Below are 22571 nucleotides of genomic sequence, written 5' to 3'. Positions count from 1 at the left end.
GTCCGATCAGGCCCAATCAGGCCCAGATGCCCTGCAGGAACCAGGCTTGGGTCTGCCGATCCTGGAACACCCACAGGCCGCTGCCCTGCGCTTCGGACCGGTAGTAATCGCGCATCACGTCGTCGCCGTCCCACCAGCCGCCTTCGAGACGTTCGAAGCCGGTGATTCGAGCGGGTGCTGCCGATAGCGGCTTCGGCGGGTCGATCAGCCAGATCGGGCGTGGTGGCAGTTCGGCCAGGCTGGTTGCAGCTGCGGGGGACGGCGGCGGCGCATCGCAGGCCCGCAGGCGCCAGCTGCGCTCGGGTCGATGATCGGCGATCAGACCAAGCGCAGTCACCGCTTCGGCACCGAGCCGGGCGATCAGCTTTTCGACCAGCTGGCTCCAGGCTTCGTCATCGCCGGCGCGACTTTCGAACAGGTCACCCTGCCCGGTCGGCGGCTCGATGAAATGCTCGGCCGTCAGCTTCAGGCTGCGCACCGGTACCGGCAACGGCGTGCGGCTCAAGCGTTCGCGCAGCACGCGCAGCAGGCGATCGGCGTCACGCGCCGGGCTGGCCAGACGCAGGTCGAGCACGGTCTCGGGCTGCAATTTTCCGCCACTGGCGCGGCCGTGGTTCAGCGTCAGCCGGAAGGCTTGCAGACCGGTGTCGCGGGCCTTCAGGAAATGGCCGAGTTCGCGGGTCATCCGTTGCAGGGGGAACAGCAGGCCTTCGATGTGTTCGACCTCGCTCATCAGATCGAAACGCCGCTGATACTTCGGCGGCAGCCGGAAGCGCGGCCGTACGTCCGGACGGCGGCCCAGCAGGCGGTCGAGATACACGGTGAACGCAGGACCATGGCGCTTGGCCAGTGGTGCGGCCGGCAGCTTGAGCAGTTCGCCGATGCCGCTCAGGCCGACGGCTTTCAGCGCGCTCTGGATCTTCGGTTCCAGCGGCAGCGCGGCCAGCGGCAGGCCATCGAGCGCGGCCGGCAGTTCGGCGGCATCGCAGACCGGCTGCGACAAGCCGAGCCGAGCCAGCAGCGCAGCCGCTTCCAGCGTCGGCGCAAGACCGCGCTGGCCGACATGGCCGCTGTCGGCAAAGCCGGCATCGAAATCGGCCAGCAGCGCATCCAGCCCGCCGAACAACTTGAGGCTGGTACCGATATCGACCCAGAGCAGCGCGCAAGGCAAGCCGTAATCCAGTTCGCTTTCGGTGATTTCCCAGACCAGTTCGGAACCGTAGCGATAGGCCCAGGCGGCCAGCGCCTGCATGGCTTCGCGCTCCGAGCGCGGCTTGCGTTCGAGGGCGCGGATGTCCGGATGCAGCGTCTGCACGGTGCCCCAATCGGTGCCCGGCATGACGCGATCAGCGGCTCCCGCGAGCACCCAGCGGCGGGCGCCCCGACGCCCGGTGACGACCTGAGAGGCAGATGCGTCACCGAGCGCTTCCAGCGAAAACTGCGGCAGATGCAGGCAAAGCCAGAGCATGGCGATCAGCCGTTCGTCGCCAGTGCCGGCAGCAGCACATCCACCGCCGCCGGCGTGCCACCGCGGCATTTGAAGATGTCGACCCGCACCCCGCCCGGCCGCGCAGTGAGCTTCAGTCTCAACGCGGCGGGCGAAAACTCGGCCGCCGCGCGCGGCTCGCGGAACAGCAAGGCGGTGGTCTTGCCGGTTTCGGCGGCGAGCTGAAAGCGTTTCAGCTCGACCGCGCCGAGCCGCCCCGGCCAGGCCAGTACTGCGCCGCAGGAACCGGCGCGGAGAATCTGCTCGGTCGCCCACAAGCCACCATCCTTGGACTGTGGCCGCACCAGCAACAGACGGCTCAACACGATGCCGGCCTGGGCGAGGGCCGGTGCGAACGGCAGATGCGGCGGATCGACCATCGCCACGCGGCCGCCGGCCTGGGTCAGCCGGGCGATCCAGGGCAGCACCAACTGCATCTCGCCGATGCCCTGGGTTTCCGGAAACAGCTCGGTCAGCGCGCCCACCGGCCAGCCGCCGCCAGGCAGCCGGCGATCCAGTTCGGCATGGCCGCTGGGTTCGGCGGTGATCCGGGCGAAGTCGCCGCCGCGCCAGACATCGGGCCGCGCCAGCACCTCGCTCAAGGATGGCGCCGGAGCTGTCATGAAACGCTCCGGCAAACGCCAGGCGCCTGCAGGAAAGCATTCAAATAATTGATTTCAATGAATGAAATTTCTGGATGGGAGAACATCGGAATCTGCCGAAGACGACTGTATATGTATATTTATACAGTTTCCGAGACGAATCCGCACCTGCCGTTCGGCGTCTCGCTGATCGCCCGGGAATCGCTCGTGAACCGCGTGGCGCAGACGAAGACGGTCACATTGAGCGATCATCCTGCTGAACAAGATTTTGAATTCGTCATCACTGACGCAACGCCCAGAACCCCTCTCAGGAATGACCCTCAAGAACATGAAAGTGCTGATGCTCGGCGCCGGCGCCACCGGTGGTTATTTCGGTGGCCGGATGCTGGAAGCGGGACGCGATGTCAGCTTCCTGGTCCGCGAACACCGCGCCGCCCAATTGCGCGGCAACGGTCTGCTGGTGCGCAGCCCGCAGGGCGATCTGCGTCTGAAACCGCGGGTGCTGATCAGCGGCCACATTCACGAAACCTTCGATCTGGTGATCCTCGCCTGCAAGGCCTATGACCTCGAAGCGGCGATGACCGCGATCGCGCCGGCTGTCGGCCCGGAAACGGCGATCCTGCCGCTACTCAACGGCCTGCGCCATTTCGAATTGCTCGATGAGCGTTTCGGCGCCGACCAGGTGCTGCGCGGGTTGTGTTCGATTGCCGTGCGGCTCGACAGCGATGGCGCGATCGAGCACATGTCGGAAATGCACGCACTGCGTTTCGGTGAGATCGATGATCGCCGCACGTCGCGCATCGAAGCGATCGAAGCGCTGATGCAGGGCTGCAAGTTCGATGGCCGCGCCAGCTTCAGCATCCAGCAGGCGGTCTGGGAGAAGTGGGTGATGCTGGCCAGCCTCGCCGGCATGACCTGTCTGATGCACGCCAATGTCGGCCAGATCGTCGTGGCGCCGGAAGGCCGGGCCCTGATGCTCGACACCATCGACGAATGCGCGGCAATCGCCGCTGCCCACGGCTACGCGCCGCGTCAGCATGTGCTCGACGGCACGCGGACGATCCTGACCGAACCCGGTTCGCGTGCGAAGGCCTCGATGCTTCGCGACCTCGAACAGGGCGGCAAGGTCGAGGCCGATCACATTCTCGGTGACCTGATCGCACGCGGCGCGAAACATGGCATCGCAGCGCCGCTGCTGCGGGCAGCGCACGCCAGCCTGAAGATCCACGAGGCGACGCTGAAGAAGCCGGCGCGTCAGAAGGCCTGAGCGATCCGGCCTGCCGGCTGCTCAGACGTAGCGGTAGTGCACGCGGTTGGTCAGACCGCAGAACAACTCGTAAGACAAGGTGCCGGCCCAGGTCGCGACTTCCTCGGCCGGCAGGCCTGGGCCCCACAGGGTCACGGCATCACCGACCGCGGCCCGCGGCAGGCTGCGCAGATCGACGGTAATCATGTCCATCGACACCCGGCCGATGATCGGCACGCGCTGCTCGTGGATCAGCACTGGTGCGCCGGTCGGCAGGATGCGGTGCACGCCATCGGCATAGCCGACCGCGACGACGCCGACGCGCATCGCTTCCGGGCAGATGAACGTGGCGCCGTAACCCACGGAATCGCCGGCCGGCACTTCGTGAACGGCAATCAAGCGACTGGCGACGGTCATCGCCGGTTTCAGGTCCAGATCGCTGCCGACCGTTCCCGGCATCGGGCTGGCGCCGTAGAGCATCAGGCCCGGGCGCACCCAGTCGACCCGCGCCTGCGGCCAGGCGATCAGGCCCGCGGAATTGGCGATCGAGCGGGCTCCGGGAATGTCCGCCATCGCGGCGTCGAACGCGGCGATCTGGGCAGAGGTCATCGCGCTGTCGCGGTCATCGGCACAGGCCAGATGGGTGATCCAGCCTTGCAGGCGCCAGTTCGGCCGGGCCAGCAGCGCAGCCTGCAGTGCCGGAGCTTCGGCGAGCGGGAAACCGAGCCGGTGCATGCCGCTGTCGAGCTTGAACCAGACGCGGAGCGCGGTCGTCGGCAGCAGCGAAGCCAGCAGTTCCAGCTGCCAGCGATCGTGGATGACGATCTCCAGATCCAGCCGCGCCGCTTCCTCGGCTTCTTCGGCGGACAGCACGCCTTCAAGCAAGGCGATGCGGGTAGCGATGCCGGCATCGCGCAGAGTGACGGCTTCTTCGAGGCAGGCGACGGCAAAGGCGTCGACGCCGGCCTCGGCCAACGCACGCGCCACCGGCACGGCGCCGTGGCCATAGGCATCGGCCTTGATCGCTGCCATCACTTTCGATTGCGGCGCGAACTCGCGCACACGTTGCAGGTTGTGGCGAACGGCCGACAGATCGACCGTTGCAGTGACACGAGGGAGAGGCATGTGCAGCAGTTTCCAGTTGCTCTTGTTGATTGCCCGAGCAGCGACCGCATCAACCGCCGTACATGTACTCCGGCGCCAGATTGTCGAAGCGCGTGTACTTGCCGAGGAACGCGGTCTTGACCTTGCCGGTGGGGCCGGAACGCTGTTTGGCGATGATGATTTCGGCGGTGCCCTGATTCGGCGATTCCTTGTTGTGGTAATCGTCGCGGTAGACGAACAGCACCATGTCGGCGTCCTGTTCGATCGAGCCGGATTCGCGAAGATCGGACATGATCGGCCGCTTGTCCTGACGCGCTTCGAGGCTGCGCGACAGCTGCGACAGCGCGATGATCGGCACCTTCAGTTCCTTGGCCAGCGCCTTCAGCGAGCGGGAGATTTCCGAGATCTCGTTGGTGCGGTTCTCGCGGTTCGAGGGCACCTGCATCAGCTGGATGTAATCGACCACGATCAGCGACAGCGGATGCTTGGCGGCCATGCGCCGCGCACGGCCGGCCAGTTCCTGCGGCGACAACGAACCGGTTTCGTCGATGAACAGCGGCGCTTCGCGGAGCAGGCCGCTGGCCGAGACCAGACGGCTCCAGTCGTGGTCTTCCATCTGGCCACTGCGCAGTGCCTGCTGGTCGATGCGACCGAATGACGACAGCACGCGCAGCGCCAATTGTTCGGCGGACATTTCCATCGAGAACACCGCCGTCGCCAGCTTGTTCTCGATCGCCACGTGTTCGGCGATGTTCATCGCGAAGCTGGTCTTGCCCATGCCGGGACGGCCGCCGACGATGATCAGATCGCCCGGGTGCATGCCCTGGGTCAGCTTGTCGAGTTCGGTGAAACCAGTCGGCGTGCCGGCGAGGCTGGACGGATTATTGCGCAGACGCTCGAGACGATCCTCGATCGCATCCATCAGCATCGGCATGTCCTTGGCCTGGCTGGCCGCCTTGGAGCCACGCGCGCGGATCGCGAAGACCTGCTTTTCGGCGACGTCGATCAGCATGCCGGGCGTGCGGCCCTCGGGCTGATAGCCGAGTTCGGCGATGTCCTGGCCGGCGGCGATCAGCGAGCGCAGCACCGAGCGTTCGCGAACGATCTCGGCATAGGCCTTGATGTTGGCGGCCGATGGCGTATCGGCGGCCAGGGTGCCGAGATAGCTGATGCCGCCGGCGTCCTCGAGCTTGCCCTGATGGCGCAGATGTTCGGACAGGGTGACGAAATCGCAGGGCCGGCCGGCGTTCAGCAGTTCGCCGATCGCCTTGAAGATCTGCCGGTGGTCCTGAGTGTAGAAATCTTCTTCGGCAACCTGATCGACCAACTCGTACCAGGCGCGATTGTTCAGCAGCAGGCCGCCGAGCACCGACTGCTCGGCTTCCAGCGAGTAAGGGGGATGCTTGGGACTGGCGGCCAGCCGCGCGCCAGGCTGGGCGCTGCCAGGAGATGCGTTCGGGAAAGGCGTGGCCATGGTCGGTTCTCGGTGGATCATCAAGCTTGCGCGTTCGAACTTGCGGCCGCCACGGAACAAGCTGTGGACAGTTTGTGCATGACTGGCCGCAAGCGCCAGAAACGAATCGGCCCGCGCGAGGCGGGCCGATCGTTGCCACGAAACGAAAGGCTTTAGCCCTTGGTTTCTTCGATCACCACGATCAGCGTGGTTTCGACTTCGGCGTGCAGGCGCACGGCGACGGTGTAGGTGCCGATGACGCGGATCGGGCCTTCCGGCAGATCGATCTCGCTCTTTTCGAGCACGTACGCAGTACCGGTGGTGGCACGGGCGATTTCCGCCGGGCCAACCGAGCCGTACAGCTTGCCTTCGTCAGCCGCCAGCGCCTTGATGGTGACGTGCTTGCCGGCGAGTGCCGCTGCACGCAGCTTCGCGGCGGCCAGCGTCTCGGCATGCTTCTTCATCAGTTCGGCCTTGCGGACTTCGAACACTTCCTTGTTGCCGGCGGTGGCGGTGAGCGCCTTGCCGGACGGCAGCAGGTAGTTGCGGCCGTAGCCGGACTTGACCTTGACGACATCACCGAGGTCGCCGAGGTTGGTCACTTTTTCGAGCAGGATCAGTTCCATGGATTCTTCTCCTTACTCGTGGGCGTCGGTGTACGGCAGCAGCGCGAGGTAACGCGCGTTCTTGATCGCCGAACCGAGCTGGCGCTGGTAGCGCGCCTTGGTGCCGGTGATGCGGCTCGGCACGATCTTGCCGTTCTCGGAGACGTACTGCTTCAGCGTCGCCAGATCCTTGTAGTCGATCCGGATGGTGCCTTCGGCAGTGAACTTGCAGCTCTTCTTCTTGCGGAAAAAACGTGACATGGCTTAGACGGCCTCTTCGGTCGTGGTGGCAGCGGCATCGGCGGCGTCGGCAGCAGCGGCCTCGCCCTCGGCATTGCGCTTGTATTCCGGCTTCTTGTCTTCTTCCGGAACCTTGAACAGCGGCGACTGCTCGGTCTCAGCCTTGTCCATGCGGATGACCAGCTTGCGGATCACGGCGTCGTTGAAGCGGAAGGCGCTTTCCAGCTCCTTCAGCACGGCGTCGGAGCACTCGACGTTCATCAGAACGTAGTGCGCCTTGTGCAGCTTGGCGACCGGATAGGCGAGCTGGCGGCGGCCCCAGTCTTCCATGCGGTGCACAGCGCCTCCGTCGGACTCGACCATGTTCTTGTAGCGTTCGATCATGGCCGGAACCTGATCGCTCTGGTCCGGATGGACCATGACAACAACTTCGTAATGACGCATGGATGCTCCTTGTGGATGCAGGCTGGCAGCGAAGCCAGCCCGGGCAGTCCCCCGCAAATGACCCGTCGATATCTCTGGGCGCAACGGGCGGTGGGACAAGGTTTTCCGGTCAGATCAGCAACGGTCTGCCCGGAAAGGTCGCGGAGTGTACGTTTTCAGGCCGTTCCGGGCAAGCCGCCGCCCACTCGGATCCAATTCAGGGCGTGATCACGCAGCAGTTCGGATTCGACAGCAGCTCGCGCGCCCTCGTCTCGCCGGCGTCGATGTCGACCGCGCGCAGCTTCTTCTTCATGCCGGCCAGCAACTTGCCGAAACGCTGCGGCTGCTGGCTCGCGGCATTGACCTGATCGAGCGCCCGGAAGTGCGCATAGGCCTCGATGTCGTTCTGCGGCAGCACCTCACCACCGGCGTACCAAGCGGCGAACGTCCACAGCGCCGCCACCGATCCGGCTTCGCGCGCCCGCGTCGTGTAATCGATCGCTTCCGCCTGCAACGCTTCCTGCCGGGCGCGCTGATCGGCCGCGCATTCGGCCAGGAACTGGCAGTAGTCATCCGGCGGCAGCTTCAACGGCAGATTCAGCTGGGCTTCGATGATGCCGGCATCGGCGGCCTGCTTGATCCAGTCGCGAAAACCAACGCGCGCCTCGGCCGGAATGCCGTCGCATTCGGCATACAGGTGGCGCAGCGTGGCTTCCTCGGCCTTCGGCGCATCGACGGTCCAGCGGCCGTGCCGACGGGTCTGATAGAAGGCCTCGACTTCCTGCTCCAGCGCAGCACTATCGGCCGGAACTTCGCGGCACTCGAACAGCAGGCTGCCGAGCCGGTACTGGGACAGACGATTGCCGCTCTGCGCTTCGGGCAGCAGCTTCGCGTAGCCATCGGCAAGCCGGCCTGGGGGTGGCGCCAGCCTGGCGCGACGGATCAGGCGGATGGTGATGCCGGAATCGACAACCGCACGCTCCACCGTCTGCCGGGCGACCGACGATGCGGCTGACGGCGCCGGTAACGCTTCGACGGTAACCGGCGGCGACTCGCTGATCACTGCATCCGGCGCCGTTTCAGGCACTTGGTCCTGCCCTCGCCACCATTGCGCCAGCAGCACGATGATCAGCACCGCGAGCACCGACAGCAGCAGGCGCGAGCGCCCCATCACTTCTTCCGCGCGGCAGCCTTGGCCGGCTTGTGATTGCGCTGGCGATAAGCCTCGTACAGGCAGACCGCTGCGGCCACCGACACGTTGAGACTTTCGATTCGCTCGCCCTTCATCGGAATGCGCACCACTCTGTCGCAGCACTCGCGGGTCAGCCGGCGCAGACCTTCGGACTCGCCGCCCATGACCAGCACCAGCGGCCCGGTCAGATCGACATCGAACAGCGATTCATCGCCCTCGCCAGCCAGGCCGACGACCCAGTAGCCAAGCTGCTTCAACTGCTCCAGCTTGCGGACCAGATTGGTCACCGGCACCACCGGTACCCGCTCGGCGGAACCGGCGGCGGCCGAACGCACGGCCGGCGTGACGCCGACGGCGCGATCCTTCGGGATGATCACGGCATCGACGCCGGTGGCTTCCGAGGTGCGCAGGCAGGCGCCTAGGTTGTGCGGGTCCTGCACGCCATCGAGCGCCAGGATCAGGCGCTCCGGCGTCGCCGGCAGATCGATCAGTTCTTCGCCACCGAGATCGGCAGCATTGATCGCCGCCAGCACGCCCTGATGACGCAGACCCGGCGCGCGGATATCGAGCACATCGCGAGCAACCTTGCGGACCGTGATGTTGCGCTTGGCGGCCAGCTCCAGCAGCTTTTCGGCGCGCGCATCACGGCGGGTTTCGGCAAGCAGGATTTCACGCGGCTTGCTTTCGCCGTCTTCGATCGCCGCGATGACGGCGTGGAAGCCGCCGATGTAAGTCTCTGCCATGGTCTGCTGCCGGTTGGATGCCTGAACGGCGCGCAGTGTATTAGCTGCGCTCGGTTGTTGCCGCTGGCAACGGCGCGAAGTAACCCGCCGCCAGCAGGATCACGCCGACCGACAGGAACGCAGCGATCCTCGCCAGCGTACCGGTGCCAGCGGTATCGACGGCGAACAGCTTGATCGCAACGATCACCATCAGCGCCGCGCCAGCCAGCCACAGGCCGCGATGGATGCGCCGGGCCGCAAGCCACATCGCACCGAAGCCGAGCACGCTCCAGACCACCGACCAGGTGGCCTGCAGCAAGGCCGAATCGAGCATGCCCTGAAAGCCCAGCGGCGTACCGAGGCTGTAATGCAGGCCGCGTGCAATGGCACCGTTCAGCCAGACGAAGGCGGTAGTCGCCACAGCCGCCGGCATCAGCCAGGGCTGGCTCAGCCTTGCCAGCCACTGCCAGTCCTCGACACGGCGCTGACGCCAGAACAGCAACAGCGCGGCGGCAATCACCAGCACGCTGAGATCGAGCGGATCGAGCAGCGGCAGCGTGATCAGCGGTGCGGCGCTGCCGCGGCTTTCGAGGCTCGTCACCAGCACCCAGCCGAGCAGCCAGATCGCCAGCGGCAGCGACACGCCGAGCGCATACAAACGGCGATCACGCGCCACCGGCCAGCGCGCCGCGAACATCGTGAACAGGCCCAGCGCGAACGCCGGCACCAGGCCCCAGGCCAGCACCGGCCAGTCGCCGTCGAACTGGCTGCGTAGATGCCAGGCCAGTTCGAGGCTGGCGAGCCAGGTCTTCAGCAGCGCCGGAACGATGTGCGACGGCCACTCCTGCAGCGGCACCGGCGTCGCCGGCGCATGGCGCTCGCTGCGCCAGAGCAGGACGTAATGCGTGGTCAGCAAGGCGAACCAGCCGAACACACCGCCCTGCCCCGACGGCCGTTCGACGAGCGCGGCGATCAGGCCGACGCCGGCAAATAGCAGGAAGCTCAGCTGCGACAAGCGCGCGAGCCATGGCCAGACCAGACGCTGGGCCAGCAGGGCGAGCGCCGCAGCCGTCAGCGCGCCGCCCGCCAGCGCCAGGCCGATGAAGTATTTTCCGGCCGAGTGGTCGACCTGCACGAACAACGCATACAGCCACCAGCCCAGCGCCCAGACCGCCGCAAGATCGGCGACTCGCTGTTCGATGCGCGATGCACTGCGGGACAGGCGGAGCCAATGGCCGCTGGCGATGCCCGAAAACGCCAGCAAAGCTGCGCCCGGCACACCAATCTCTAACCAGCCGCTGCTGGCCGGGCCGTCAACGATGCCGATCACCAGCGATCCACCCGCCAGCAATTGCACGATCACACCGAAGGCCCGCGCACGGAACTGCTGTTGGCGTAACCCGAGCCAGACCGCGCCGGCACCTTCCAGCGCCCAGGTGGCCGAGGTGGCCTGCTCGTCGAAATACAGCGGCACCGCCAGGCTCAGCAGCACCACGCCGATCGCGATGAAGGCCTGCGCGGTGATGCGCCAGTAATCGCGCCGCGCGCTGAACAGCGCGGCTGCAGTGATCAGATAGAACAGGCCGAAGCCGGCAGCACTGACGGCCAAGCCTTGCTCGATGTCGGCAACCAGGCTCGCCTGCAGCGACAGCACCACCGCCGGCAGGCCGAAAGTCAGCGTGCCGGAGACCAGGCCCGCGCGACGCTCGCTGCGCGCCGACAGCACGGTGACCAACACGTAGAGCACGAAGAACAGCAGCAGGAAGAACTCGACGCTGGCAAACCATTCGGCGCGATAGGTCGTGACTCGCCACAAGGACGTGATCACGAAAGTGAACACGAAGCCGAGCAGGTTCAGGCCATTCCAGCCCCGGAACGCGGCGATCGCGAAGACGCCGAGATTGAGCACCGTGTAATAGCCGAACAGGCTGATGTGGCTGCCATCACCCCCAAGCAACAAGGGTGCCGCGAAGCCTCCGGCGAAACCGATGACCGCCAGCGGCAGCGCGTTCTGACGCACCGCCAGCAGTGCCGAACTGGCCGCGACCAGCACCAGCAGCGCGAACGCCGGCGTCGGCGCCAGCAAGTGATAGAGCCGCAGCGCGGCGAGCACGGTCAGATACAGCAGCGCCAGACCGCCGCCCTGCAGGGTCAGCGCGTAGCCAGCGACCCGCTCCTGCAGACGCCAGCCGACAGCCACCATCGCCAGCGCCGCCAGCGACAGCCCCGCGAGCCGCAGCTCGACCGGCAGATAACCGGTTTCCGCCGCATAGCGAATCAGATAGACCGCGCCGACGAAGGTGATCAGCACGCCGAGCCGGGCCAGCGGATTGCCGCCTCGGGCCCAGTCGGAAATTCTTTCGATCAGGCGATCGAAAACCGATGGTGCTGCGGGTGCCGACGCTGACGGTGGCGTAGACGGTACTGCCGTCGGCAAAGCCGATGATGTCTCGCTCCAGCCCGGCGATTCGCGACGCAAAGGCGCTGCCTCCACGAGCGGTTCGGCCTCTGCCGCTGGGGTGGCCGATGAAACAACCCCCGTCGCAACTCTCGCACTCAGCTCACGCAGCTCCTGCTGCACCTCGCGCAATCGGCCGAACAGATAGCCACTGAACGCACCGAGCCAGAAGCCGCCGATGTTGTCGAGCACATAGGCGGCGATGGCACCGAACAGCAGCACCCAGACGATGGCGAGAGTCGAGCGCGACGATGCGTTGGGCAGGTTCACGCTCGCAGGGTAGCCGCGATCAGCGGCTGGCGGCGACTGCCTCCGGCGGCATCCAGGCACGCGACTCGCGGCCCTGGACGATCGCCGCGAACACCAGCTCGATGCGATGACCCGCACCGTTCTTTTCGCTGCGCGTTTCCGCGCGCAGGCGGCCACCGGGCACATCCTGTTCGGCGAGATAGGAGGCAATCGCCGTGGCGCGACGTTCGCTCAGGCTTGCGTCTTCTGCGCGTTCGGCGTGGCCGATCACGTGAATGACCCAGGGCCCCGCGTTCGCATTGCCACCACGTGCCGCCTTGGCGAGTTCGGACAACGGCAGCAGCAGTTCCGGCCGCAACTGCGCACTGCCGGTTTCGAAGGCACGATCGGCGTCGAACACGATACGCGTGGCCCGCTCACGCTCAGGCAGCAACCGCCAGCTGCCGGACGAAGTACCGAGCTTCGCTTTCAGTTCGGCATTGAACGTCGTCAGCACTGCAGCCAGCTGCGCCGGTGGCAATGCACCGGCCACGGCGTAAGCCTCTGACGGTGAATCGGCGCCTGCCAGGGGCACCGGCGCGCCATCTTGCGCAGGCACGATCGGCGCAGTCTCGGGTGGCGAGCCCGCGCAGGCCGCGAGCCCCAGCAGCAACGCTGCGAGGCTCGCGCGAACGAGCGTGCTGCTCACCGACGCTTTCTCCCGCGGCCACCGCCGTTGCGGCCACCGTCCTTGTCACCGCCACGACCATTGTCGCGGCCGCCGTCATGTCCGCCGCCATCCTTCTGGCCACCGGACTTGCCGCCCTGCTCGACGATCTCGAGATCGATCTTGCGTTCGTCGAGGCTGACCCGAACCACCTTGACGCGGATCTTCTGGCCGAGCGCATAGACGGTCTTCGAGCGGCTGCCGACCAGGCGCTGATGCTTGGCTTCGAACTCGTAGAAATCGCCCTTCAGTTGCGACACGTGAAGCATGCCTTCGATGTACAGGCCGGTCAGTTCGACGAACAGGCCGAACGGCGCGACGCTGGCGACGATGCCGTCGAAGTCTTCGCCGACCCGGTGACGCATGAACTCGCACTTCAGCCAGGTGTTGACGTCGCGGGTGGCGTCGTCGGCACGGCGCTCGGCCATCGAGCAATGCGCGCCCAGCGCTTCCATCTGCTGCACCGAATAGGTGAAGGTCTTCGGCTTGCCCTTGGCGATCACGTGCTTGATCGCCCGGTGCAGCAGCAGATCGGGATAGCGGCGGATCGGGCTGGTGAAGTGCGCGTAGTGGGTCAGCGCCAGGCCGAAGTGACCGTCGTTGGCCGGCTGGTAACGAGCCTGCATCAGCGACCGCAGCATCACCGTCTGGATCAGGCTGGCATCCTCGCGGCCCTTGACGCTGGCGAGCAGGGTTGCGTAGTCCTTGGCGACCGGCGAATCACCACCGCCGAGCCGCAATGCGCGGCCGGCAAGGAACTCGCGCAGGATCGCCACCTTGTCGCCATCCGGCGGCGCATGAACGCGGAACAGCGACGGCATCTTGTGCTTGTCGACCAGCAGCGCGCCCTGCACGTTCGCCGCGATCATGCATTCCTCGATCAGGCGATGGGCGACGTTGCGCTGCACCGGCACGATCTTTTCGATCTTGCGGCCTTCGCCGAAGACGATCTTGGTTTCCGTGCCTTCGAAGTCGATCGCACCACGCGCCTCGCGCGCCGCGAACAGCGCTTCAAACACTTCCCGCAAGGTGTTCAGCGGTGCCAGCAGTTCCGGCTGCGCCTTCGCCTGCTCGCATTCCGGGTCGGCCAGCATCGCGGCGACATCGTCATAGATCAGGCGCGCCTTCGAGCGCATCACCGCCGGATAGAACTTGGACTTCGAGACTTCGCCGTCCTTGGCGACGCGCATCTCGCAGACCATGCACAGGCGATCGACCTTCGGATTCAGCGAGCACAGGCCGTTGGACAGCGCCTCCGGCAACATCGGGATGACGTTGTTCGGGAAGTACACCGAGGTGCCGCGTTCGGTCGCTTCGGCATCGAGTGCGGAGCCCACGGTGACGTAGGACGAAACGTCGGCGATCGCCACCCACAGCTTCCAGCCGCCGCCGCGCCAGCCCTTGACCGCTTCGGCATAGACCGCGTCATCGAAGTCGCGGGCATCGGCGCCATCGATGGTCATCAGGCCGAGTTCGCGCAGGTCTTCGCGATCGCCCCACTGCGCCGGTGTGACCACCGGACCATAGGCTTCGGCTTCCGCTTCGACGCCCTGCGGCCATTCGAACGGCAGCTTGTGGGCGCGGATCGCTGCGGCGATCTCCATTCCCGGCGCCATGTGGTCGCCAAGAATCTCGACGATGCGGCCGACCGGCATGGTCCGATCGCCCGGAGGTGCGGTCAGCTCGGCCACCACCATCTGGCCCGGCTTGGCGCCGCCCAGTTCGGTGGACGGCACGACCAGTTCCGGATGCTTCGGGTTGCTCGGGATCACCGTGAAGATGCCGCCACCGCCGATGCTCGAGGCATGCAGACGGCCGACGACCTGCGAAGTGCCGCGTTCGAGCACATCGACCAGCGAGCCTTCGCGGCGACCACGGGCATCGGTGCCGGTGACGCGCACCCGCACCCGGTCGCCATTCATCAAGGAATTCATCTGGCGCGGCGACAGGAACACGTCGCCGGACTTGTCGCCGTGGGCGCTGCCATCAGGCTGGACGAAGCCATAGCCATCGCGATGGGCGAGCACCTTGCCGTCGACGAGGATGCCGGAGCGCGGCGCCGCTTCGATGGTCTGACCGTCTTCGGTCAGCACGGCGCGATAGGCACCGCGGCGATCGGCAGCCGTGAGCTGGCCTTCGCGGGCCATCGCCACCAGACGCTTGGTGAACGCTTCCTGCTCGTTGAGCTTCTTCAGGCCGAAGTGGGCGATCAGTTCGTCGAGCGTCATCGGCTCAGCGGATTCGACCAGCGTCTTCAGGATGTGATTGCGGCTCGGCAGCGGGCTGGCGTAGCGAGTGGACTCGGCTGCGAACTCGGCATCCGCCGTTTTCCAGTCCGCCTTGTCGGCCGTCTTGCGGCCCCAGCTGAAACCTCCAGCCTTGGCCTTCTTCGGCAGCTCGGGCGTCTTGTCATCGGCAAGTTCGCGACGGCCATTATTATTTTTCGATTTCTTCATTGACAGACCCCCCGGGTCTGATTAATCTGCGCGCCCTGAGCCGAGGTGGCGGAATTGGTAGACGCACTAGTTTCAGGTACTAGCGGGTAAAACCGTGGAGGTTCGAGTCCTCTCTTCGGCACCATCTTATAAAGCTGTCGTTTCATCTCAAGGCCACCCTCGCGGTGGCCTTTTTGTTTTGTCACTTCGTTTTGAACCTCAATAGTTGGTGGATGGTGGTCGGTGGTCAGCGACAGCAACGGGTCAGCGAAGATTCTCACTGACCCCTCGTCACTGACCACGCGCCATTGCTTCATCCGAAGGGGTTACGCAACACGATCGTGTGATCGCGGTCGGGGCCGGTCGAGATGATCGCGACTTCGGCGCCTGATACTTCTTCCATGCGCTTCAGATAGGCCCGCGCGTTGGCCGGCAGCGCGTCGTAGCTGGTGATGCCGTAGGTCGTCTCAGACCAGCCCGGCAGGTCTTCGTAGACCGGCTTCACATCGATGAAGCCTTCGGCGCCGATCGGCAGCGTTTCGATCGCCTTGCCGTTGGCGGTGTAGCCGGTGCAGATGCGCACCGTTTCCATGCCGTCGAGCACGTCGAGCTTGGTCACGCACAGGCCGCTGACGCTGTTGTTGAAGATCGAGCGGCGGGCTGCCACCGCATCGAACCAGCCGCAGCGACGCGGGCGACCGGTGACGGTGCCGAATTCTTTGCCCTTCTCGCGGATCAGCTGGCCGATCTCGTCATCGAGTTCGGTCGGGAACGGGCCCGAGCCGACGCGTGTGGCATAGGCCTTGACGATGCCGAGCACGTAATCGAGGTTGCGCGGGCCGACGCCGGAACCGGTCGCCGCACCGCCCGCCGTGGTGTTCGACGAGGTGACGTACGGATAGGTGCCGTGATCGATGTCGAGCAGCGCACCCTGCGCGCCTTCGAACAGCACGTTGTCGCCCTTCGCCAGCTGCAGGCGCAGCAGTTCGGTGACGTCGGCAACCATCGGCCGGATGATCTCGGCGTAGCGCAGCAGATCATCGAGCGTGGTCTGGAAATCGACCGGCGTTTCCTTGTAGTAATTGACCAGCACGAAGTTGTGGTACGCCAGCAGCTCACCGAGCTTGGCCGCCAGCACTTCGCGGTGGAACAGATCGCTGACCCGGATCGCGCGCCGCGCAACCTTGTCCTCGTAAGCCGGGCCGATGCCCTTGCCAGTGGTGCCGATCTTCGCTTCGCCACGGGCGCGCTCGCGCGCCTGGTCAAGCTTGGCGTGCACAGGCAGCACCAGCGGTGCGGCTTCGGAGATCTTCAGGCGGCTGCGCACTTCGCAGTTGATCGCCTCGAGCTTCTCGATTTCCTTGATCAGATCCGGCAGCGACAGCACCACGCCGTTGCCGATCAGGCAGGCGACGCCGGGCCGCATGATGCCGCTCGGGATCAGGTTCAGCGCAGTCTTCACGCCGTTGATCACCAGCGTATGGCCCGCATTGTGGCCACCCTGGAAACGGACCACCGCCTGCACCTTGTCGGTCAGCAGATCGACGATCTTGCCCTTGCCTTCGTCACCCCATTGGGCGCCGATAACGACGACTGATTTACCCATCTCAAAATCTCACGCTGTGAATCCAGGACGCGGTAGGTATTGCTGATCCATCGAATGCGCGCCGCAATCGGGACCCTTGTCTGTTGCAGCTAGATGCTGTTGCCAAGCCGCAGCAGCTCGTTGACGTCGGCCGAGAAACCGGTCGCCGGCCGTGCCGCGCCGATGTCGTCGAAGCGGCCACCACGGGCCACTTCGCGGCCGTGGCCCGGTACGAAGGCGGCGAACACCAGGCCGGTCTGGTAGCGATAGCCACGCAGTTCGGCGAGATCGATGTGCAGCGGTGAGGCATTGTCGAGTGCCGCAAGATGCGCCGCCGCCTGTTCCAGCGCCGACAAGGCATCGGCGATCTGTGGATCGCTGACATCAAGTGTCTGCCGCGCGCGTTGCAGCACGCTGACATCGCCGTTCAACTCCATCAATGCCGACAAACCGCTGGCCGCCTTGACCGGCAGCTGCCGGGCCGCGGCGAAATCGCGCAGGTCCGGCTGGGACTTGCGCTGCAGGATGTCGAACACGGCGGTCTCGTCGTCTTCGTCGAGCTTCAGACGCGCCGCCAGCGCGCGATAGATGCCGACGTGGCCGAGATCGATGTGGGCGTCGCCGATGCCAGCGAGACGCAGGGTATCGAGCATCAGCCGGAGGATTTCGAGATCGGCGGACAGCCTCGCTTCGCCGAACACTTCGCAGCCCACCTGGCGCGGCGCGCGCGAACCGCCAAGGCTGTCCGGCCGCGTGCGCAGCACGGTGCCGAGGTAGCAGAGGCGCACCACGGGCACATCGGCGAAGTGACGCGCGGCGATCCTGGTCGCCTGCGGCGTCATATCGGCACGCAGGCCAAGCAGACGGCCGCCGACCGGATCGGTGAGCTTGAAGGTCTGATCTTCCAGATCGCTGCCGGCGCCGCTGAGCAGGGTGTCGAGATGCTCGATCAGCGGCGGCAGGATCAGCTCGTAGGACTGCGAGCGGTAATGGTCGAGCAGCGCACGGCGCAGGCTTTCGACCCGCCACGCAGTATTGGGCAGCGCTTCTTCGACGCCGTCCGGCAACATCCAGAGTCTGGTCACGACAGGGTCACGCCAAGAAAAAGTTGAGAGAGCGTCCTCGGGGCCATCGGGCGCTCCCGTGAATCAATTGCAGGGACTGCCGCCATCACACACGAAGGCAGACGTGGCAGCAGCCGGCAATCACTTGCCTTCGCTCTGCTTCAGGTACTTGAAGAACTCGCCCTTCGGCTCGATGACCATGACGTCCTTCTGATCTCGGAAGGCATCGCGATAGGCGTTCAGCGCGCGGTAGAACGCGTAGAACTCCTGATCCGAACCATAGGCCTTGGCCGAAATCTCCGCGGTCTTGGCATCGCCCTCGCCCCGCAGCTTTTCAGCTTCGCGATAGGCATCGGCGATCGTGGTCAGCGCGCTGCGATCAGCTTCCGCCTTGATCTTCTCGGATTCTTCGAACCCGCGGGCCCGCAGATCGGAAGCCACCCGGGTGCGTTCGGCGCGCATGCGCTCGTAAACCGAATCGCTGACCGCGCGCGGCAGGTTGATGCTCTTGATGCGTACATCGATCAGCTCGATGCCCAGTTCCTTGACGCGCGACGAAGCAGTCTTTTCCAGCGCAGCCATGATCTCGCCGCGCTCGCCGGAGATCGCCTGCTGGATCGTGCGGCTACCGAACTCGGCGCGCAGGCCCGGGTTGATGATCGTCGCCAGACGGTTTTCGGCGACCAGATCCTGACCACCGGTTGCGCGGTAGTAGTTGATGATGTCGGCGATGCGCCACTTGACGTAGAAATCGACCTCGACGTTCTTCTTCTCGACGGTCAGGAAGGTTTCGGTCTGGTTGTCCAGCGTCAGCACGCGGCTGTCGAACTTCTTGACCGATTCGATCATCGGCAGCTTGAAATGCAGGCCGGGCTGATAGTCCGCGCCCTGCACTTCGCCGAACTTGAACAGCAGTGCCTTTTCGCGCTGATCGACGATGTAGATGCTGTTCAGCAGCAGCAGCATGGCGGCGAAGATGCCCGCCAGAATCAGTGATTGCCGGTTGCTCATGGGGATCGTTGTCCTGGCTTTATCAGCGCGCGCGGTCGCGCGAGCGCGCGGCGTCGTCGGCGGTATTGCGGGTCGGCGAATTGCGCGACGACGAGCTGGCGTTGAAGTCGGAAGGCTGCGAGTCGGCGTTCTTCTGGGCGTTCTTCAGCAACTGTTCCAGCGGCAGATAGAACGCCGGATTGCCCTTGTCGATGTCGATCAGCACCTTGCTGCTGCCGGCATAGACCTCGGACATGGCATCGAAGTACATGCGCTTGCGGGTGATCTGCGGCGCCTTCTGATACTCCTCGACCAGGGCCGAGAAACGGGCCGCGTCACCCTGAGCCCGGGCCACGGTCTGATCGCGGTAGGCGGTCGCTTCGGCGATCCGCCGAGCCGCTTCACCGCGGGCACGGGGCAGGCGATCGTTGGCGTAGGCCTCGGCTTCGTTCTGCACGCGTTCCTTGTCTTCGCGCGCTTTGATCGCATCTGCGAAGGCAGCCTGCACCTGCTCGGGCGGCTGCGCCTGCTGCAGGTTCACTTCGGTGACCAGCAGGCCGGCCTTGTAATCGTTCAGGCGCTCCTGCAGACCGAGCTTGATCTGATCAGCCACGGCCTGGCGGCCATCGGTGAGGATGAAGTCCATCGTCGACCGGCCAACCACTTCACGCGAGGCGGCCTTGGTCGCCTGCTGCAGGGTCTTGTCCGGCGAAGCGACGTTGAACAGGTATTCCTCGGCCGAGGACACGCGGTACTGCACCGACAGTTCGAGATCGACGATGTTCTCGTCCTGGGTCAGCATCGTCGCCCGGTCGGTGACCTGGCGAACCTGCGTGAAAGGCAGTTTCTCGACCCGCTCGAACGGCCAGTAGGCCCAGTGCGGACCCGGCTCGGTGGTGCCGGCATAGGCGCCGAAGCGGGTGATCACCGCGCGCTCCTGCTCTTCCACCGTGTAGAAGCTCTGGTAGGCCACGAACAGCAGCACCAGCACCACGACGATGCCGGCAGCGCCTGGCGGCATCTGGGTCGGCGTGCCACTGCCCGGCGTACGGCCGGCGCCGCCACGGCCGAACCACTTGGCCTTGATGCGCTTCAGCAGCGCGTCCAGATCTGGGGGGCCTTCGTTGCCGCGCTTGCCGCCGGAATTCGAATTCCACGGATCGCGACCGCCGGGTCCCGGCTCATTCCAAGCCATCAGGTGAAGCTCCAGTGAGGCGGGTAGTGGCCCTGGAGGCCGCCCGCCATTTGATAGGAAGGTGTCGGTCGAAACGACGATCGATACCGGGATTTTAGTGCACAGCCGGGTCTTGGCGTGGCGGCAGCTCGATACCGGCTTCCCGACACAGACGCTGCAGACGCGAGTACGGCAGACGGACGATGAGATGCGAACTGCCTTCCTTGTCGATGGTTTCCGACTGCACGCAATGAAGCTGGAACAACTGGGCGCGAAGTTTCGCTGCATTCACCGGCAGCACGATCGCTTCGTCACCGAGATCCGGATACAGCCGCGCGGCGATCGCGGTACGCAGCAGATCGATGCCTTCACCACTGCGTGCCGACAGGAACACGCGCTGCGGAATGCCCTCGGCATCGCATTCGATGCGCGCTTCCTCGCCTTCGCGCAGATCGATCTTGTTGAACACCTGCAGGCGCGGCACTTCGTCGGCACCGATCTCGGCCAGCACGGCTTCGACCTGCTCGATACGTGCCCCGCGCTCGGAATCGCCAGCGTCGATGACATGCACCAGCAGTTCGGCTTCGCGCGATTCTTCGAGCGTGGCGCGGAACGCGGCGATCAGGTCATGCGGCAGGTCGCGGATGAAACCGACGGTATCAGCCAGCACCGCGGTCTCGCCACTCGGCAACGCGACCTTGCGCATCGTCGTGTCGAGTGTCGCGAACAGCTGGTTCGAGGCGAACGCGGCGTCGCCGGTCAGCACGTTGAACAAGGTCGATTTGCCGGCATTGGTGTAGCCGACCAGCGAGACCGTCGGAATCTCCGACTTCGCGCGGCCCTGGCGATTCTGGGCGCGGCGGCTCTTCACCGTTTCGAGCTGCTTCTTCAGCGTGTCCATGCGGCCACGCAGCAGGCGGCGATCGATTTCCAGCTGAGTTTCACCGGGACCGCCACGCAGGCCGATACCGCCCTTCTGGCGTTCAAGATGAGACCAGCCACGCACCAGGCGCGTCGCCATGTGATTCAGGCGCGCCAGTTCCACCTGCAGCTTGCCTTCATGCGAACGGGCACGACGGGCGAAGATGTCGAGGATCAAACCGGCACGATTGATCACCCGGCACTCGAAGCGCTTTTCCAGATTGCGCTCCTGGCTCGGGGAGAGATCGTGATTGAAGATGATCAGCTCGGCACCGGCCACCTTCGCCGTCACCGCGATCTCGTCGACCTTGCCACTGCCGGCGTAGGTGCCGGCATCGGGACGATCACGCTTGCCGCCAATGACCCCGACAACATCGAGGCCAGCCGAACGCGCGAGTTCGATGAACTCGGCACGGTCGGCATCAAAGTCGGTGCCCGAAAACTCCAGATGAACCAGAACGGTTTTCTGGGGCTTGGCTTGCGCGCCTGCCGCCGTCTGGTCGGCAGTCGCGTACGGCGGTGGATTGTTGGTCAAACGCCGGCCGGTTGGGTGTCGTCGCCGTCACCGTTGGGGAGGCGCACCGAGCGCGCCGGCACGATCGTCGAGATCGCGTGCTTGTAGACCATCTGGCTGACCGTGTTCTTCAGCAGCACCACGAACTGATCGAAGGATTCGATCTGACCCTGAAGCTTGATGCCGTTGACGAGATAAATCGAAACCGGAATCCGCTCCTTGCGCAGTTCATTGAGAAATGGCTCCTGCAGAGTCTGTCCTTTTGACATGTCAGCTACCTTTTTTGAATTTTTTGGACGGCGCCCGGCAACACGCCATTAATCGAAAGTTTAACACTGAACCTTGACTCGATACCCCGGATCACTCCAGAAGCCAAGGCAACTCAGCGCTTCCCCAGTGTTTGGCTCGATCCGACCGCATTCAAGACCCCGGCCAGCGCCACAGGTTCCTGTTTACCTTCGTCAATCTCGAGTCGGGTCCAGCTGCGATCGCTGCGCAGCCAGGTCATCTGCCGCTTGGCGAATTGCCGGGTCGCGATCACGCCACGTTTCACGGCTTCGGCGAGGCTGTAGTCGCCGTCGAGATGACTCCATATCTGCCGATAGCCCACCGCTCGCATCGACGGCAGATCGAGATGCAGGTCGCCGCGTGCCCGCAGACGCGCCACCTCATCGACGAAGCCGGCATCGATCATCTGCTGGAAGCGCGCAGCGATGCGCGCATCGAACTGTGCCTTCTCCGGCGGCATCACCGCGAAGCGTAAAACCGGGCCCGGCACTCCGGCGCCGGCAGTGGGCTCGGCGTGCCAGGCCGAGGCCGGACGACCGCTGAGCGCGTGGATCTCCAGCGCTCGCTGCACCCGCTGGCTGTCGTTCGGATGCAGACGCGTCGCAGTCGCCGGATCGACTTCGGCGAGCCGTGCGTGCTGAGCGTCGACGCCGATGCGCAGACGCTCGGACTCCAGTTCCAGACGCAGTGCCGCATCGGCCGGCGGCAGATCATTCAGGCCTTCGAACAAGGCCCGGTGATAGAGCAAGGTGCCGCCGACCAGCACCGGAATCCGGCCACGCTGGCGAATATCGGCAACGGCCGCTTTGGCATCGTCGGCGAAACGCGCGGCCGAATAAGGCTCGGCAGGATCGAGGATGTCGATCAGGTGATGACGGACCAGCGCCTGGGCCTCGAGATCGGGCTTGGCGCTACCAATGTCCATGCCGCGATAGATCTGCGCCGAATCGACACTGACGATCTCGCCACCCTCCGGCAGCGCCTGGCAGAGCGCCATCGCCAGTCCACTCTTGCCGGCCGCCGTCGGGCCGCTGATGGCGACGACCGGCAGGCGGTCAGCGGCTTCTGAGGGTTCGGCAGGCTCGATCACGCGGCGGAGTTTAGCCGCCGCGTG

20 protein-coding genes and 1 tRNA gene are annotated in these 22571 nt (G+C 65.2%); 2 read left to right on the top strand and 19 right to left on the bottom strand.

Annotated features, from left to right (window positions below; all coding sequences use genetic code 11):
- Nucleotides 1-16: 16 nt before the first annotated feature.
- Nucleotides 17-1537, bottom strand: a complete 1521-nt coding sequence (locus G513_RS0103250) for a Y-family DNA polymerase (RefSeq protein WP_022975395.1) — start codon at nt 1535-1537, stop codon at nt 17-19.
- Entirely contained in the window at nt 1474-2109 is a 636-nt protein-coding gene (gene imuA / locus G513_RS0103245) for a translesion DNA synthesis-associated protein ImuA (protein ID WP_022975394.1), read from the bottom strand. Before imuA ends, G513_RS0103250 begins: the two co-directional genes overlap by 64 nt.
- Before the next feature lie 292 nt (nt 2110-2401).
- Between imuA and panE the strand changes: the two genes are divergently transcribed.
- Nucleotides 2402-3355 carry a 2-dehydropantoate 2-reductase gene (gene panE / locus G513_RS0103240; protein WP_022975393.1) on the top strand — a complete coding sequence of 318 codons (954 nt, stop codon included), beginning with the start codon at nt 2402-2404 and terminating at the stop codon, nt 3353-3355.
- 21 nt (nt 3356-3376) lie between these two features.
- Here the strand turns inward: panE and alr are convergent, their stop codons facing one another.
- The 10 genes from alr to rnr form a co-directional block, all read right to left on the bottom strand.
- On the bottom strand, nt 3377-4459 hold the full coding sequence (gene alr / locus G513_RS0103235; RefSeq protein ID WP_022975392.1) for an alanine racemase: 1083 nt from the start codon (nt 4457-4459) through the stop codon (nt 3377-3379).
- A gap of 49 nt (nt 4460-4508) precedes the next feature.
- Nucleotides 4509-5858 carry a replicative DNA helicase gene (gene dnaB, locus G513_RS0103230; protein ID WP_028475079.1) on the bottom strand — a complete coding sequence of 450 codons (1350 nt, stop codon included), beginning with the start codon at nt 5856-5858 and terminating at the stop codon, nt 4509-4511.
- Between the two features lie 206 nt (nt 5859-6064).
- Nucleotides 6065-6517 (bottom strand): 50S ribosomal protein L9, encoded by a 453-nt coding sequence (gene rplI, locus G513_RS0103225; RefSeq protein ID WP_022975390.1) that lies wholly within the window; start codon nt 6515-6517, stop codon nt 6065-6067.
- Between the two features lie 12 nt (nt 6518-6529).
- Nucleotides 6530-6757 carry a 30S ribosomal protein S18 gene (rpsR, locus tag G513_RS0103220; RefSeq protein ID WP_022976074.1) on the bottom strand — a complete coding sequence of 76 codons (228 nt, stop codon included), beginning with the start codon at nt 6755-6757 and terminating at the stop codon, nt 6530-6532.
- Between the two features lie 3 nt (nt 6758-6760).
- Nucleotides 6761-7180: a 30S ribosomal protein S6 gene (gene rpsF / locus G513_RS0103215; RefSeq protein WP_028475078.1), complete on the bottom strand. Its 420-nt coding sequence runs from the start codon at nt 7178-7180 to the stop codon at nt 6761-6763.
- 196 nt (nt 7181-7376) lie between these two features.
- Entirely contained in the window at nt 7377-8330 is a 954-nt protein-coding gene (locus G513_RS0103210) for an SEL1-like repeat protein (RefSeq protein ID WP_022975389.1), read from the bottom strand.
- The gene (gene rlmB / locus G513_RS0103205; protein ID WP_022975388.1) at nt 8330-9094 is read right to left on the bottom strand and encodes a 23S rRNA (guanosine(2251)-2'-O)-methyltransferase RlmB; all 765 of its coding nucleotides are present in this window, start codon (nt 9092-9094) and stop codon (nt 8330-8332) included. Before rlmB ends, G513_RS0103210 begins: the two co-directional genes overlap by 1 nt.
- Nucleotides 9095-9134: 40 nt before the next feature.
- Nucleotides 9135-11801 carry a DUF2339 domain-containing protein gene (locus tag G513_RS21130; protein ID WP_022975387.1) on the bottom strand — a complete coding sequence of 889 codons (2667 nt, stop codon included), beginning with the start codon at nt 11799-11801 and terminating at the stop codon, nt 9135-9137.
- 19 nt (nt 11802-11820) lie between these two features.
- Nucleotides 11821-12468: an OmpA family protein gene (locus G513_RS0103195; protein ID WP_022975386.1), complete on the bottom strand. Its 648-nt coding sequence runs from the start codon at nt 12466-12468 to the stop codon at nt 11821-11823.
- Nucleotides 12465-14942: a ribonuclease R gene (gene rnr, locus G513_RS21125; RefSeq protein ID WP_022975385.1), complete on the bottom strand. Its 2478-nt coding sequence runs from the start codon at nt 14940-14942 to the stop codon at nt 12465-12467. The genes G513_RS0103195 and rnr overlap by 4 nt, the downstream gene beginning before the upstream one ends.
- A 39-nt stretch (nt 14943-14981) precedes the next feature.
- Here rnr and G513_RS0103185 point away from each other — a divergent pair.
- Nucleotides 14982-15066 (top strand) — tRNA-Leu (locus tag G513_RS0103185).
- A gap of 168 nt (nt 15067-15234) precedes the next feature.
- Here G513_RS0103185 and G513_RS0103180 read toward each other — a convergent pair.
- The 7 genes from G513_RS0103180 to miaA form a co-directional block, all read right to left on the bottom strand.
- Nucleotides 15235-16527, bottom strand: coding sequence for an adenylosuccinate synthase (locus tag G513_RS0103180; protein ID WP_022975384.1), 1293 nt, complete (start codon nt 16525-16527; stop codon nt 15235-15237).
- A gap of 89 nt (nt 16528-16616) precedes the next feature.
- On the bottom strand, nt 16617-17591 hold the full coding sequence (locus G513_RS21120) for an ATP phosphoribosyltransferase regulatory subunit (RefSeq protein ID WP_022975383.1): 975 nt from the start codon (nt 17589-17591) through the stop codon (nt 16617-16619).
- Between the two features lie 120 nt (nt 17592-17711).
- Nucleotides 17712-18581, bottom strand: coding sequence for a protease modulator HflC (gene hflC / locus G513_RS0103170; protein WP_022975382.1), 870 nt, complete (start codon nt 18579-18581; stop codon nt 17712-17714).
- A 22-nt stretch (nt 18582-18603) separates the two neighbouring features.
- The gene (gene hflK, locus G513_RS0103165; protein WP_022975381.1) at nt 18604-19755 is read right to left on the bottom strand and encodes an FtsH protease activity modulator HflK; all 1152 of its coding nucleotides are present in this window, start codon (nt 19753-19755) and stop codon (nt 18604-18606) included.
- A gap of 94 nt (nt 19756-19849) precedes the next feature.
- Nucleotides 19850-21112 (bottom strand): ribosome rescue GTPase HflX, encoded by a 1263-nt coding sequence (gene hflX, locus G513_RS0103160; RefSeq protein WP_028475077.1) that lies wholly within the window; start codon nt 21110-21112, stop codon nt 19850-19852.
- A 74-nt stretch (nt 21113-21186) separates the two neighbouring features.
- Nucleotides 21187-21438: an RNA chaperone Hfq gene (gene hfq / locus G513_RS0103155; RefSeq protein WP_022975379.1), complete on the bottom strand. Its 252-nt coding sequence runs from the start codon at nt 21436-21438 to the stop codon at nt 21187-21189.
- A 113-nt stretch (nt 21439-21551) separates the two neighbouring features.
- Nucleotides 21552-22547 carry a tRNA (adenosine(37)-N6)-dimethylallyltransferase MiaA gene (miaA, locus tag G513_RS21115; RefSeq protein WP_022975378.1) on the bottom strand — a complete coding sequence of 332 codons (996 nt, stop codon included), beginning with the start codon at nt 22545-22547 and terminating at the stop codon, nt 21552-21554.
- Nucleotides 22548-22571 lie beyond the last annotated feature (24 nt).

Source organism: Nevskia ramosa DSM 11499, assembly GCF_000420645.1.
GTDB classification, from domain to species: Bacteria; Pseudomonadota; Gammaproteobacteria; order Nevskiales; family Nevskiaceae; genus Nevskia; species Nevskia ramosa.
The sequence above is the reverse complement of the archived record's forward strand: the minus strand, read 5'-3'. Positions and strand labels throughout refer to the sequence as shown.